The 13,734-nt window shown below is 64.2% G+C and carries 13 protein-coding genes; 11 read left to right on the top strand and 2 right to left on the bottom strand.

What is annotated here, in order from left to right:
- The first annotated feature begins 76 nt into the window (after nt 1-76).
- The gene (gene tsf, locus HHL08_RS08155; RefSeq protein WP_169572214.1) at nt 77-1,003 is read left to right on the top strand and encodes a translation elongation factor Ts; all 927 of its coding nucleotides are present in this window, start codon (nt 77-79) and stop codon (nt 1,001-1,003) included.
- A 69-nt stretch (nt 1,004-1,072) separates the two neighbouring features.
- On the opposite strand, the gene HHL08_RS08150 is transcribed toward tsf, so the two are convergent.
- Both HHL08_RS08150 and katG read right to left on the bottom strand, forming a co-directional pair.
- Nucleotides 1,073-1,435, bottom strand: a complete 363-nt coding sequence (locus tag HHL08_RS08150; RefSeq protein WP_169572212.1) for a c-type cytochrome — start codon at nt 1,433-1,435, stop codon at nt 1,073-1,075.
- Nucleotides 1,436-1,678: 243 nt separating this feature from the next.
- Nucleotides 1,679-3,892 (bottom strand): catalase/peroxidase HPI, encoded by a 2,214-nt coding sequence (gene katG / locus HHL08_RS08145; RefSeq protein ID WP_169572210.1) that lies wholly within the window; start codon nt 3,890-3,892, stop codon nt 1,679-1,681.
- Nucleotides 3,893-4,165: 273 nt separating this feature from the next.
- Between katG and pyrH the strand changes: the two genes are divergently transcribed.
- The 10 genes from pyrH to rpmE all read left to right on the top strand — a co-directional run bounded on the left by pyrH (nt 4,166) and on the right by rpmE (nt 13,553).
- On the top strand, nt 4,166-4,891 hold the full coding sequence (gene pyrH, locus HHL08_RS08140) for a UMP kinase (protein WP_169572208.1): 726 nt from the start codon (nt 4,166-4,168) through the stop codon (nt 4,889-4,891).
- 2 nt (nt 4,892-4,893) lie between these two features.
- Nucleotides 4,894-5,451 carry a ribosome recycling factor gene (gene frr / locus HHL08_RS08135; protein ID WP_169572206.1) on the top strand — a complete coding sequence of 186 codons (558 nt, stop codon included), beginning with the start codon at nt 4,894-4,896 and terminating at the stop codon, nt 5,449-5,451.
- Between the two features lie 43 nt (nt 5,452-5,494).
- On the top strand, nt 5,495-6,235 hold the full coding sequence (locus HHL08_RS08130) for an isoprenyl transferase (protein ID WP_169572204.1): 741 nt from the start codon (nt 5,495-5,497) through the stop codon (nt 6,233-6,235).
- Between the two features lie 5 nt (nt 6,236-6,240).
- Nucleotides 6,241-7,020, top strand: a complete 780-nt coding sequence (locus HHL08_RS08125; protein ID WP_169572202.1) for a phosphatidate cytidylyltransferase — start codon at nt 6,241-6,243, stop codon at nt 7,018-7,020.
- The gene (locus HHL08_RS08120) at nt 7,017-8,174 is read left to right on the top strand and encodes a 1-deoxy-D-xylulose-5-phosphate reductoisomerase (RefSeq protein ID WP_169572200.1); all 1,158 of its coding nucleotides are present in this window, start codon (nt 7,017-7,019) and stop codon (nt 8,172-8,174) included. Before HHL08_RS08125 ends, HHL08_RS08120 begins: the two co-directional genes overlap by 4 nt.
- Nucleotides 8,171-9,304 carry an RIP metalloprotease RseP gene (gene rseP / locus HHL08_RS08115; RefSeq protein WP_169572198.1) on the top strand — a complete coding sequence of 378 codons (1,134 nt, stop codon included), beginning with the start codon at nt 8,171-8,173 and terminating at the stop codon, nt 9,302-9,304. Before HHL08_RS08120 ends, rseP begins: the two co-directional genes overlap by 4 nt.
- Nucleotides 9,305-9,392: 88 nt before the next feature.
- Complete coding sequence (bamA, locus tag HHL08_RS08110) at nt 9,393-12,056, top strand: outer membrane protein assembly factor BamA (RefSeq protein WP_169572196.1); 2,664 nt, start codon at nt 9,393-9,395, stop codon at nt 12,054-12,056.
- A complete protein-coding gene (locus tag HHL08_RS08105; protein ID WP_169572194.1) occupies nt 12,056-12,709 on the top strand; it encodes an OmpH family outer membrane protein in 654 nt (217 codons plus the stop codon). Before bamA ends, HHL08_RS08105 begins: the two co-directional genes overlap by 1 nt.
- 6 nt (nt 12,710-12,715) lie before the next feature.
- Nucleotides 12,716-13,192, top strand: coding sequence for a 3-hydroxyacyl-ACP dehydratase FabZ (gene fabZ, locus HHL08_RS08100; protein ID WP_169572191.1), 477 nt, complete (start codon nt 12,716-12,718; stop codon nt 13,190-13,192).
- 136 nt (nt 13,193-13,328) lie between these two features.
- A complete protein-coding gene (gene rpmE, locus HHL08_RS08095) occupies nt 13,329-13,553 on the top strand; it encodes a 50S ribosomal protein L31 (RefSeq protein ID WP_169572189.1) in 225 nt (74 codons plus the stop codon).
- The last annotated feature ends 181 nt before the right edge of the window (nt 13,554-13,734 follow it).

Genomic DNA, 13,734 nt, shown 5'->3' with positions numbered 1-13,734 from the left:
GCGCGCTCTTCGGAGACGCGCCCTAACGCCTATCTAAGACCTTATCCTTTGAAACACTGAACTTAGGAGCCGAAACATGGCCGAGATTACCGCTGCCGCCGTCAAGGAACTGCGCGACCGTTCGGGCGCGGGCATGATGGATTGCAAGAAGGCGCTGACCGAAGCCGGTGGCGACATCGAAGCGGCAACCGACTGGCTGCGCGCCAAGGGCCTGGCCGCCGCGCAGAAGAAGTCGAGCCGCACCGCCGCCGAAGGCCTGGTCGGCGTCGCCGTTGCCGGCACCAAGGGCGTTGCCGTCGAAGTGAACAGCGAAACCGACTTCGTCGCCAAGAACGACCAGTTCCAGGATTTCGTCCGCACCGTTTCGGCGATCGCGCTGGAAACCGGCGCGATCGATGCCGAGACGCTGGCCAATTCGGCCTATCCGTCGGGCGGCACCGTCGCTGAAAAGCTGGTCGCCAACATCGCCACCATCGGCGAGAACCAGAATGTGCGCCGCGTCGCGCAGGTCGAAGTGACCCAGGGCGTCGTCGTCCCCTACGTCCACAACGCTGCGGCGCCGGGCCTGGGCAAGATTGGCGTTCTCGTCGCGCTGGAAGGCGATGCGCCTGCCGACGTGCTGGAGCCGCTGGGCAAGCAGTTGGCCATGCACATCGCGGCGGCTTTCCCGCTGGCGCTGTCGGCCGCCGACATCGATCCGGCGCTGCTGGAGCGTGAACGCGCGATCGCTGCTGAAAAGGCCGCCGAATCGGGCAAGCCTGCCGAGATCGTCGCCAAGATGGTCGACGGCGCGGTCGCCAAGTTCGCCAAGGAGCAGGCCCTGCTGTCGCAGCTGTTCGTGATGGACAACAAGACCCCGGTCGCCGACGTCGTCGCCAAGGCGGCCAAGGATGCCGGCAAGTCGATCACGCTGAAGAGCTATGTCCGCTTCCAGCTGGGCGAAGGCATCGAGAAGGAAGTCAGCGACTTCGCGGCGGAAGTCGCGGCGGCCGCCGGCGTCTGATCGCGAGACAGACCATGGGTTAGGGGAAGGGGCGTCCTGCGGGGCGCCCCTTTTCATTTGCGGGCCGGATTATCGCAGGGTGGCGAGATAGGCGATCAGCCGTTGCCGCCGGACCGGGTCGGCCAGCCCGGCAAAGGGCATTCGCGTGCCTTTGACCATGGCCTGCGGTCCGGTGAGCCAGGTGTCGAGCGTCCGGGCGTTCCAGGTGATGCCCGACGCCTTGAGCGCGTCGCTATAGGCGTAGCCGGGCAGGGTGGCGGCCTTGCGCCCCACGACGCCGCGCAGATTGGGACCGAAACTGGATTTTCCGGGCTGGGTCGCGTGGCAGGCGGCGCAGATGGCGAAATCGGCCGGTGGCTGGGCGAAGGCCGGCTGCGTGACGCCCATCAGGACGATGCAAAGGGGCAGGGCGCCGGAATGGCGAAGCGTCATGATCGGGAGTCCGTAATAGAAGGTGTGGGGCGGCGACCGGACCAGAGGCCCGGCCGCCGCCCCGCCAGAGGCTTAGAGCGTGATGACATTGAGGTGACCCACGCCGTTCGTACTGAGTAGGGGCTGAGCGAAGTCGAAGACCCGTATCGAAGCATCATGCGCAGCGCGCGATCCTTCGATACGCCATTTCGACTTCGCTCAATGGCTACTCAGGACGAACGGATCAGAGTAAGGTCGTCACACTTAGAAGCGGTCTGCGTCCATCACCTTGACCCAGGCGGCGACGAAATCGTCGACGAACTTCTGCTGGGCGTCGTTGGCGGCATAGACTTCGGCCACGGCGCGCAGTTCGGAGTTCGAGCCGAAGACCAGATCGACGGGGGTTGCCGTCCACCGGGCCGCGCCCGATGCGCGATCCTTGCCCTCATACAGGGCGGGGTTCGCCGCCGACTTCGCCCAAACCGTGTCCATCGACAGGAGGTTGACGAAGAAGTCGTTGCTGAGCGTGCCGGGCCGGCTGGTGAAGATGCCCGCGGTCGATGCGCCTGCATTGGCGCCCAGTGCGCGCATCCCGCCCACCAGCACGGTCATTTCGGGCACGGTGAGGTTCAGCGCATCCGCCTTGTCCACCAGCGCTTCGGCCGGTCCCACTTCCGCCTTTGCCGTGTAGAAGTTGCGGAAGCCGTCCGCCTTGGGTTCCAGATAGGCGAAGGAGGCGACGTCGGTCTGGGCCTGCGCCGCATCGACCCGGCCGGGGGTGAAGGGCACGCGCACCGCATGGCCCGCGCGGGTGGCCGCCTGTTCGATCGCGGCATTGCCGGACAGAATGATGAGGTCGGCCATCGACACCTGCTTGCCCGACTTGGCAAAGTCCTTCTGCACCGCCGTCAGTTTGGTGAGCACCTTGGCCAGCTCTGCCGGATTGTTGACCGCCCAGCTGCGTTGCGGATCGAGGCGGAGACGCGCGCCATTCGCGCCGCCGCGCATGTCGGTGCTGCGGAAGGTCGCAGCAGAGGCCCAGGCGGTCCGCACCAGTTCGGCCGTCGTCAGGCCCGACGCCAGAACTATCGCCTTGAGCTTGGCCTGGTCCGCATCATTGATCGGCGCGATGGCGGATTTGGGCAACGGGTCTTGCCAGCTATAGGTTTCGGCGGGAATATCCTTGCCCAGATAGCGCCCCTGTGGCCCCAGATCGCGATGGGTCAGCTTGAACCAGGCACGGGCGAACGCCTTGCCGAACAGGTCGGGATTCTTCTGCCAGCTTTCCAGAACCTTGCGGAAGCCTGGGTCTTCCTTGAGCGCGATGTCCGTGGTGAACATGATCGGTGCGTGGCGCTTGTCCTTGAGATGCGCGTCGGGCACCAGGGCGGCGGCGTTGGGATCGGTCGGAATCCACTGGGTCGCGCCAGCCGGGCTTTTGGTCTTGACCCAGTCGAAGTTCAGCAGATTGTCGATATATTGGGTGGTGAACAGCGTGGGCGTCGCCGACCAGGCGCCTTCCAGCCCCGAAGACAGCGTGTCTTCCGCATTGCCCTTGCCGCATTTATTGTGCCAGCCCAGCCCCTGATTTTCGACGCCGAGCGCGGCAGGTTCCTTGCCGAGGCAGTCTTCGGGCTTGCGCGCGCCATGGGCCTTGCCAAAGGTGTGGCCGCCCGCGATCAGCGCCAGCGTTTCTTCGTCATCCATCGCCATCTGGCCGAAGGCGCGGCGGATGTCGGCGGCAGCGCCGATGGGATCATGATTGCCGCCCGGTCCTTCGGGATTGACGTAGATGAGGCCCATGGTGGTGGCGGCCAGCGACCGCTTGAGCGAACCGTCCGGGTTGGAGCGGTCGGTGCCCATCATTTTCGTTTCCGGTCCCCAGAACACGACGTCGGGTTGCCAGGCGTCGATGCGGCCACCCGCAAAACCGACGGTCTTGAAGCCCATATCTTCAAGCGCGACATTGCCCGACAGGACCATCAGGTCGCCCCAGCTGAGTTTGCGGCCATATTTCTGCTTGATCGGCCACACCAGGCGGCGCGCCTTGTCCAGGCTGACATTGTCGGGCCAGCTGTTGAGGGGTTCGAACCGCTGTTCGCCGCCATCGGACCCGCCACGCCCGTCGCCCACGCGATAGGTGCCCGCGCTGTGCCAGGCCATGCGGATGAAGAAGGGACCATAATGGCCATAGTCGGCCGGCCACCAGGGCTGCGACGTGGTCAGCACCTTGCGGATGTCCGCCTTTACCGCGTCGAGATCGAGCGAGGCGAATTCCCTGGCATAGTCATAGTCCGCGCCATAGGGGTTGGATTGCGCCTCATGCTGGCGCAGGGCGGTCAGATCCAGCACATTGGGCCACCAGCGCGGCGAGGTGGTCGTGGCTGGTTCGGTGGGCAAAGCGGGTTCCTGCGCCAGTGCGGGCGTCAAGGTTGCGGCGCACAGCAGCGCCAATATGGATGTGGATGTTCGTCTCATGTCGTCATATCCCTGTTCATGCAGGCGTTGGTGCCGTTACAGGCGGATAGGGACGGGCAGGAGAGACGGACAATTGATTGATATGGTCACAATGATTGAGTGCTGCGATCAATCGGAACGGCCGCGCAATAAGCATGTCCACGCCATGTCCGGGCCATCTCGCCTTTCGCGCGCGGGGCGGCGGATCGGCGCAAACGCCGCTTGGCATTGCGGTTGCGCGCGACTAAGGTCCGCGCCGCTTTCCGCCACTCGCAAAAGGATATCAGACCGCTCATGACCCGGCCCGCCTACAAGCGTATCCTGTTGAAATTGTCCGGCGAAGTGCTGATGGGACAGGGGCAGTTCGGCATCGAGCCGGAAACCGTGGCCCGTGTCGCAGGCGAGATCGCGGCGGCCAAGGATGCCGGTTTCGAAATTTGCGTCGTCGTGGGCGGCGGCAATATTTTTCGCGGTCTGGCGGGTGCTGCGGCGGGCTTCGACCGGGCAAGCGCCGACTATATGGGCATGCTCGCCACGGTCATGAACGCCCTGGCCGTGCAGAACGGTCTGGAGAAGCTGGGTTACGACACCCGCGTCCAGTCGGCGATCCCGATGGCGTCGGTGTGCGAACCCTATATCCGGCGCAAGGCGGAGCGGCATATGGAGAAGGGCCGGATCGTGATCTTTGCGGCCGGCACCGGCAGCCCCTATTTCACCACAGACACCACCGCGGCGCTGCGCGCGGCCGAAATGAATTGCGATGCGCTGTTCAAGGGCACCAGCGTCGATGGCGTGTATAATGCCGATCCCAAGAAGGTCGCCGATGCGGTGCGGTATGACAGCATCAGCTTCGACCAGGTCTTGAACGATAACCTCAAGGTGATGGACGCCAGCGCCATCGCCCTGTGCCGCGAAAATGATATTCCCATCGTCGTGTTCAACATCCGCGAAACCGGTAATCTGGCCACCGTGCTGGCCGGGCAGGGTGTCGCGACGATCGTCCAGAATCAGGAGAGCTAATCATGGCCCAATATGACAAGTCCGACCTTGAGCGCCGTATGGCCGGTGCGATCGAAGCGCTGCGCGGCGATTTGAGCGGCCTGCGCACCGGGCGCGCCAATATCCAGCTGCTCGATCCGGTGATGGTCACCGTTTATGGCGCGAACATGCCGCTCAACCAGGTCGCGACCGTTTCCGCGCCCGAACCGCGCATGTTGTCGGTGCAGGTGTGGGACAAGACCAATGTCGGCCCGTGCGACAAGGCGATCCGGTCGGCGGGCCTGGGCCTGAACCCGATCACCGACGGCCAGACGCTGCGCCTGCCGATTCCCGACCTGACCGAGGAACGGCGCAAGGAACTGGCGAAGCTCGCCAGCAAATATGCCGAAGGCGCGCGCATCGCGGTGCGCAATGTCCGCCGCGACGGCATGGACAGCCTGAAGGCCGACGAGAAGAAGGGCGAAATCAGCGAGGACGATCGCAAGCGCAAGGAAACCGAGGTCCAGAAATTGACCGACAGCATCATCGCCGATATCGACGCGCTGGCGACATCGAAGGAAAAGGAAATCCTCGGCCAGTAAGCCGGGGCTTTCCTTTCGCGGCCAAAGCACGCATGTCTTCCTGATGGCCACACAAGCCAAGCCCGATCTGACCAGCGTCGCGCCTGTCCATGGCGCGCGCCATGTCGCGATTATCATGGACGGCAATGGCCGCTGGGCCAAGAAACGGCTGCTGCCGCGCATCGCCGGGCATCGTGCCGGCGTGGAGGCGGTGCGCAAGGTGGCGCGGGCGGCGCGGGAACTGGGGCTGGAGTGCCTGACGCTCTACGCCTTTTCCTCCGAAAACTGGAAGCGGCCGGCGAGCGAGGTCGCGGACCTGATGGGTTTGCTGCGCCATTTCATCCAGTCCGATATCGACGAGATGCATTCCAATGGCGTGCGATTGCGCGTGATCGGCAATTATCGCGCGCTGGAACCGTCGCTGGTGACGATGATCGAAAGCGCCATGGCGCGGACGGCGGGCAATAGCGGGCCGATCGTCGCGATCGCGCTGAATTATGGCGCGCAGGACGAGATGGTGCAGGCGGTGCAGGCGCTGGCGGCGCGGGCGGCCGCGGGCGAGATTGCGGCCGATGCGATCGGCGCGGGCGATATCGACCGGGCGCTCTATACCGCCGACCTGCCGCCACTGGACCTGATGATCCGCACGTCGGGCGAGCAGCGGCTGAGCAATTTCATGCTGTGGCAGGCGGCCTATGCCGAGCTGTATTTCACCGACATGCTGTGGCCCGATTTCGACGGCCGGGCGTTGGAACAGGCGCTGGACGCTTTCCGATTGAGGGACCGCCGGTTCGGCGGATTGTGATCGACATGAGTAGCGAATTGCGGACCCGCAGCATCGTGGGCGTCGCGCTGATCGCGGTGGCGCTGGGCGCGCTGCTGTCAGGTGGCCTGATCTTCTGGACGCTGCTGGTGGTGGCGGGCGTGCTGATGCAGGGCGAATGGGGCGACCTGACCGGCGCGACCCCGGAGCAGCGCAAGGCAGCGATGTTCGCCGTGTCGATCCCGCTGGCGCTGCTATGCCCCTATGCCGCCGGGATCGATTGGCCGGTGCTGATCGCGGGGGCTGCCGCCTTCTTCTTCGTGCTGTTCACCAGCCGCAGCCTGAAGCTGGCGCTGGGCATCCCCTATGTCTGCCTGCCGATCGTGGCCTTGTTGTTCCTGCGTGGGCAGGCACCCTATGCCTATGGACTGCTGCTGGCCTTCTGGGCGCTGGGGCTGGTGTGGGCGACGGACATTGGCGCTTATTTCGCGGGGCGTTCGATCGGCGGGCCGAAGCTGGCACCGCGGGTCAGCCCGTCGAAGACCTGGGCGGGGCTGGCGGGCGGCGTGCTGGCGGCGCTGGTGCTGGGTTTCCTGCTACATCGTTTCGGTGGCCTGCCGATCCAGCTGGCGGCGGCGAGCGGCGTTCTGGCGGTGGCGGCGCAGCTGGGCGACCTGCTGGAAAGCCACATGAAACGCCGGGCGGGGGTGAAGGATAGCGGCACGTTGCTGCCCGGCCATGGCGGGGTGATGGACCGGCTGGACGGGGTGGCGACCGCCGCGCCGCTGGCCGCGTTGCTTTATATCATATTGGTGCAGGGCGGATGAAGCGGGTTTCGATTTTTGGCGCGACCGGATCGGTCGGCCTGTCCACGCTGGACCTGATCCGGCGCGCGCCGGACGACTATAAGGTCGTGGCGCTGACCGCGAACAGCGATGTGGACAGTTTGGCGGCATTGGCGCGGGAGATGGGCGCGGCAGTCGCCGTGATCGGGCAGGCGCGGCTGTACGGGGCGCTGAAAGAGGCGCTGGCCGGGTCGGGCATCGAAGCGGCGGCGGGCGAGGAGGCGCTGGTCGAGGCGGCGGCGATGGACGCGGACTGGACCATGGCGGCGATCGTGGGTTGTGCGGGTCTGCGGCCGACCATGGCGGCGCTGAAGGCCGGGCGCACGGTGGCGCTGGCCAACAAGGAGTCGCTGGTGTCGGCAGGTGGGCTGATGATGGAGGCCGCGACTGCATCGGGCGCGACGCTGCTGCCGGTGGATAGCGAGCATAATGCGATTTTCCAGTGCCTTGCGGGTAGCAGCTTGGACGATGTGGCAAGGATAACCCTGACCGCGAGTGGCGGGCCGTTCCGCACCCGCAGCCGGGCGGAGATGGCCGACATCACCCCGGCGCAGGCGGTGGCGCATCCCAATTGGTCGATGGGGGCCAAGATCAGCGTCGACAGCGCGACGATGATGAACAAGGGGCTGGAACTGATCGAGGCGGCGCATCTGTTTCCGGTCGGCCTCGACCGGATCGAGATTCTCGTCCACCCGCAATCGGTGATTCATTCGATGGTCGAATATCGCGACCGGTCGACGCTGGCGCAGTTGGGATCGCCCGACATGCGGATTCCGATTGCCCACGCGCTGGCCTGGCCGCAGCGGATGGCGACGCCCTGCCAGCCGCTGGACCTCACACGCATTGGCAGGCTCGATTTCGAAGCCCCTGATATGGAGCGATTTCCGGCGCTGCGTCTGGCGCGGCAGGCGGCCGAGGCGGGCGGGGCGACGCCGGCGATATTGAACGCAGCCAACGAAGTGGCGGTCGCCGCTTTCCTGGCCGGGCAGATCGGCTTCCTTGATATCGCCATGATTGTAGAGGAAGTGTTGAACCGTTATAGCGCGGCGACGCCCGCCGTTATCGATGATGTGCTGGCGGCTGACGGCCGGGCGCGTATCGAGGCGGGCCAAGTGATGGAAAGATTGACGGCTTGATCCATAATCCCGGTTTCCTGCTGACCGCGCTCGCCTTTGTGGCGGTCATCGGACCGCTCGTCTTCGTCCATGAGCTGGGCCATTATCTGGTCGGCCGCTGGTGCGGGGTGAAGGCGGAAGCGTTCTCCATCGGCTTCGGGCCGGAATTGTTCGCCTGGGTCGATTCCCGCGGCACCCGCTGGCGCGTCGCGGCGCTGCCGCTGGGTGGCTATGTCCGTTTCAAGGGCGACATGAACGCGGCGAGCATGACCGATCCGGCCTGGCTGGAAATGTCGGCCAAGGACCGGGCGGAAAGCTTCCCCGCCAAGCCTTTGTGGCAGCGCGCCGCGATCGTCGCGGCCGGGCCTGCGATCAATTTCCTGTTTGCGATCCTGATCCTGGCGACCTTTGCCTTCTTGCATGGCGAAAGCCGGACGCCGGCGGTGGCGGGCATGGTGCAGCCAGGCAGCGCGGCGGCGGCGGCGGGGATCAAGGCGGGCGACCGGATCGTGTCGCTGGGTGGTCGCGAGATGGCGACTTTCGACGATATCCGCCTCTATGCGCAGATCCGTCCCGGCGAAGCGGTGGCGATGGTGATCGAGCGCGACGGCAAGACATTTGCCCGCGACGGCAAGATCGGCAGCGTCACCGAGGATGACGGCTTTGGCAACAAGTTCCAGATCGGACGGCTGGGCCTGGCGCCGGGCGATCCGGTGATCGAGCCGGTGAGCCTGTGGCGCGCGCCCATTGTCGCGGTCGAGCGCACTGGGCAGATCGTGCGGACCATGGTCGAGACAATGGGTCAGATTTTCACCGGCGGCCGTTCGGTCAAGGAACTGGGCGGGCCATTGAAGATCGCGCAGGTTTCGGGACAGGCGGCGACGCTGGGCATCGAAAGCTTCATCTTCTTCGCCGCGCTCATCTCGATTAACTTGGGGTTCATCAACCTGTTGCCAATTCCCATGCTGGATGGCGGGCATCTGCTCTTTTACGGGATTGAGGCGGTGCAGCGTCGGCCGGTCAGCGTGGCTGCGCAGGAATGGGCCTATCGGTCCGGTCTGGCGGTGCTGATGGCGATGATGCTGCTGGTGACTTTCAACGATTTGTCGTCTTTCGGGCTTTGGAAGAGTCTGTCCGGCTTGATCGGTTGACGCGCATCGGGCAGGGAAGCCCGGTTTGGCGTCGTCTGTGTCGGCGGAAACATTGTATCGGAATTTTGAGGTGAAGCGGGTGACAGCGATGAAGATCAGCAACAGGCAGCGCCCGATCGTGGCAGCCTTGTTGGCGACCACGATGATCGCGGGCCTCTCGGCGCCGGTCATGGCGCAACAGGCTCCTGCGCCCGCAGCCCCTCTGGCCGCGCCCGCCGCGTCGGTGGCGGCACCCATCGGCACGATCCGCGCGATCACCGTCACCGGCACCCAGCGTCTGGAGCCGGACACGGTCCTGTCCTACACCAAGCTGCGCATCGGCCAGCCCTATAGCCAGGAGAGCCTGGATCAGGGTCTGCGCGACCTGTACGAGACGGAATTGTTCGCCGACGTCCAGATCCGCAACGACAATGGCGCGCTCACCGTCGAGGTGAAGGAAAACCCGGTCATCAACCGTATCGTCCTTGAAGGTAATAAGCGCCTGAAGGAAGACAAGATCCGGCCGGAAATCAAACTGGCCCCGCGCCAGATTTATACCCGGTCCAAGGTGCGCGCCGACGTGGCCCGCATCGTCGAGCTGTATCGCCGCCAGGGCCGTTTCGCCGCGACGATCGAGCCGAAGATGGTCCAGCTGGACCAGAACCGCGTCGACATCGTGTTCGAGATTTCGGAAGGGCCGAAATCCAAGGTCCGCCAGATCAACATCATCGGCAACGACAAGTTCAAGGACGGCGAACTGCGCACCCAGATGGTGACCAAGCAGTCGCGCTGGTTCCGCCTGTTTTCGTCGGGCACCAGCTATGATCCCGATCGCCTGGCCTATGACCAGCAGAAGCTGCGCCAATTCTACCTGACCGAAGGCTATGCCGATTTCCGCGTGATTTCCGCTGTGGCGGAACTGACGCCGGACAAGCAGGACTTCATCATCACCTATGTCGTGGAAGAAGGCGACCGCTATAAATTCGGCGACGTGAAGGTCGAATCCGACATTCGCGACCTGTCGGGCGATTCGCTGACCAAGCGCCTGCCGATGAAGAAGGGCGACTGGTATAACGCCAAGCAGGTCGAGGACACGGTCGATACGCTGAGCGAGACGGCCGGCCTGTTCGGATACGCCTTCGCCGACGTGTCGCCCGATTTCAACCGTGAGAAGGAATCGCTGACGATGGGGATTAATTTCCGCATCGCCAATGCGCCGCGCGTCTATGTCGAGCGGGTGGACATCAACGGCAATACGCTGACGCAGGACAAGGTCGTGCGCCGGGAGTTTCGTCTGGCCGAAGGCGACGCCTTCAACAGCTTCCTGGTCAAGCGCTCCAAGGACCGGATCAACTCGCTGGGCTTCTTCCAGGAGAAGCTGGACGTCGAGCAGAAGCCCGGTTCGGCACCCGACCGCATCATCCTGGAAACCAATGTACAGGAAAAATCGACTGGCGAATTGTCGCTGTCGGCCGGTTTCTCGTCGCTGGAACGCTTCATCGTGTCAGCGTCGATCACGCAGCGCAACTTCCGCGGCAAGGGCCAGGAACTGCGCACGTCGGTCAATTATTCGGCCTATAGCAAATCGGTCGAGGTCGGGTTCACCGAACCCTATTTCATGGACAAGAATATCGCGCTGGGCGGCGACATCTATCGCCGCGACATGAACAGCTTCCGCTATCTGTCCAACAACGACCGCGACACCACCTACGAGCAGACGACCACCGGCTTCCAGATCCGGGCGGGCGTGCCGATCACCGAATATATGTCGCTGGCGCTGCGCTACAGCCTCAATTTCGACGATGTGACGTTGGACAAGGATACTTATTATTCCGACACCGACGGGAATGGCACGACCGAGTGCGATCCATTGCTGGCGGGTCGCTATCTGTGCGACGCGATCGGCAAGCGCACGACATCTTCGCTCGGCTATTCGCTAATCTATGACACGCGCGACAACCGCATCCGCGCAACTCGCGGCCAGAATGTCACGCTGAGCCAGGATTTCGCGGGTCTGGGCGGCAGCGTGAAATATGTCCGCACCCGTTTGTCGGCGTCCAAATATATCCCGCTGGGCAGCGGCTTCATCTTCTCGCTGACCGGCGAGGGTGGCTATATTCACAGCCTGGAAGGCACGCGCCGCGATTCGACCGGCCAGGAAGTGGACAAGATCCGCCTGACCGACCGCTTCTTCCTGGGTGAACCGCAGTTTCGCGGCTTCGATATCCGCGGCGTCGGTCCGCGCGTGAAGCGCTATTATCTGACGGCGGAAACGAACGACGCGGGCGCAGCCACGGGCAATTACATTCGCAGCGATGGCAACAACAACGTCTCTGACGATGCGCTGGGCGGCAAGATCTATTATCTTGCCCGTGCGGAAGTCGAAATTCCGCTGGGTTCGGGCGCGCGCGAAATGGGCCTGCGACCGTCCATCTTCATGGATGCTGGCGCCGTCGCCGGACTGAAAAATCCCGGCACGATCAATTTTGCCGGCTATTGCGATCCGGGCACCAGCGCGCCAACAGGTTCGACCAGGGTCCGTGCGAGCGGCACCGCGAGTGCGCCTATTTGCGGGGCGAACTTCGATTTTGCTGGCGGCAATTTCGAGGAAGAATATCTCGGCGACACGCTCAAGCCGCGTCTGTCGGTGGGCTTTGGCGTCAACTGGAACTCGCCCTTCGGCCCGTTCCGCATCGACATCGCCAAGGCCCTGTTGAAAGAACCAGGGGACGACAACAAGCTCATCACCTTCAACGTAGGGACTCAATTCTGATGAAGACCATTTTCAAGGCCGCGGCGCTCGTGTTCGCGCCCATGACCGCCATCGCGCTGACTGCCGTTCCGGCCGTCGCCCAGACCAAGCAGGGCCTGGCCGTGGTCGACCTGGAGGAAGCCGTCGCCAAGAGCGCGGCCTTCACCACGGCGATCGCCCAGATGCAGACCACCTACAAACCGCAGATCGATGCGCTGAACACGCGCCGCACCGCGATCGAAACGGACCTGAAGACCAAGGGCGACGCCTTGCAAGCCGCGCTGAAGGCCGCCGCGAACAAGCCGACCCCGGCGATCGAAACCCAGTATCAGCAATATCAGCAGGCGCAGCAGGCAGGGCAGGCCGAATTGCAGCGCATGAGCCAGCCGATCAGCCTGGCCCGCGCCTATGTCGAGGAACAGATCGTCGCCAAGCTGGACGACGCGCTGAAGGCCGCGACCGCCAAGACCAAGTCGGAAATCGTGTTCAAGAAGGCGGCGACCGAAAGCTTCGGCGCGACCGCGGACATCACCCCGGCAGTCACGACCGAACTCAACGCCCTGGTCCCCAGCGCATCGATCACCCCGCCGGCTGGCTGGCAGCCCGGTGGCCGTCAGGGCCAGGCCGCCGCGCCCGCCCCGGTGGCTCCGGCGCAGGCGCCCAAGTCGCGCTGATAGACAATGACGGGAGAGGTTGAAACGACCGCGCGTGGCCCGATGGATGTCCGTCGGGTCATGGCCGCGCTGCCGCATCGTTACCCGATGCTGCTGATCGATCGTGTGGTGACACTGGTGCCCAACCAGTCGATCCACGCGATCAAGGCGGTGTCGGTGAACGAGCCGTTTTTCCAGGGTCATTTCCCCACCCGGCCGATCATGCCCGGCGTGCTGATCGTGGAAGCGATGGCGCAGGCGGCGGGCGTGCTGGCGGTGGAATCGATGAACCTGGCCGATTCGGGCAAGCTCGTCTATTTCATGAGCATCGACGGCGCGAAGTTTCGGACGCCGGTGGAGCCGGGTTGCCTGCTCGACCTGCATGTCGAAGTGACGCAGAACCGCGGCGCGATCTGCAAGTTCAGCGGCAAGGCGCTGATCGAGGGCAAGTTGGCCGCGGAAGCCAATTTCGTCGCCATGATCAGCGATCCGCCCAAGGATTGATCCTGGCCTCCGTCCCCGGTTCGGGCCGGGGCGGGCTTTATTCTTGCCAAGGCGCGCCGAACCCGCTAACGGCGCGCCTTCGCTATTTTACCGCATCCACAGCCGGTCGGAACCGGCACATTACGGAGCATATGCCATGAAGGCCGATACCCACCCCGCCTACCACATGATCAACGTCCAGATGACCGACGGCACGATTTTTCAGACGCGCTCCACCTGGGGCAAGGAAGGCGACACGCTGGCGCTGGACATCGATCCCAAGTCGCATCCGGCCTGGACCGGCGGCAACCGCCAGCTGGACACCGGTGGCCAGGTGGCCCGCTTCAACAAGCGTTTCGGCGGTCTGACGCTGAAGAAGTAATCGGCCTTTCATGGTTGAACGAAAGGGCGCCTGCGAGGCGCCCTTTTTTGTGCCTGACGCCGGTCGGTGAAGCGGGGGCAAAAAAAGGGCCTCCAGCTAAAAGCTGGAGGCCGAGGTTCAGGGGAGGAGCCAGCGGCGACAGAAGGGGGATCTGTAGGGGATGCCGCTGACAAGGACGGTA

Origin of the sequence: Sphingobium psychrophilum, from assembly GCF_012927105.1 — a bacterium.
Taxonomy (GTDB): domain Bacteria; phylum Pseudomonadota; class Alphaproteobacteria; order Sphingomonadales; family Sphingomonadaceae; genus Sphingobium; species Sphingobium psychrophilum.
The sequence above is the reverse complement of the archived record's forward strand: the minus strand, read 5'-3'. Positions and strand labels throughout refer to the sequence as shown.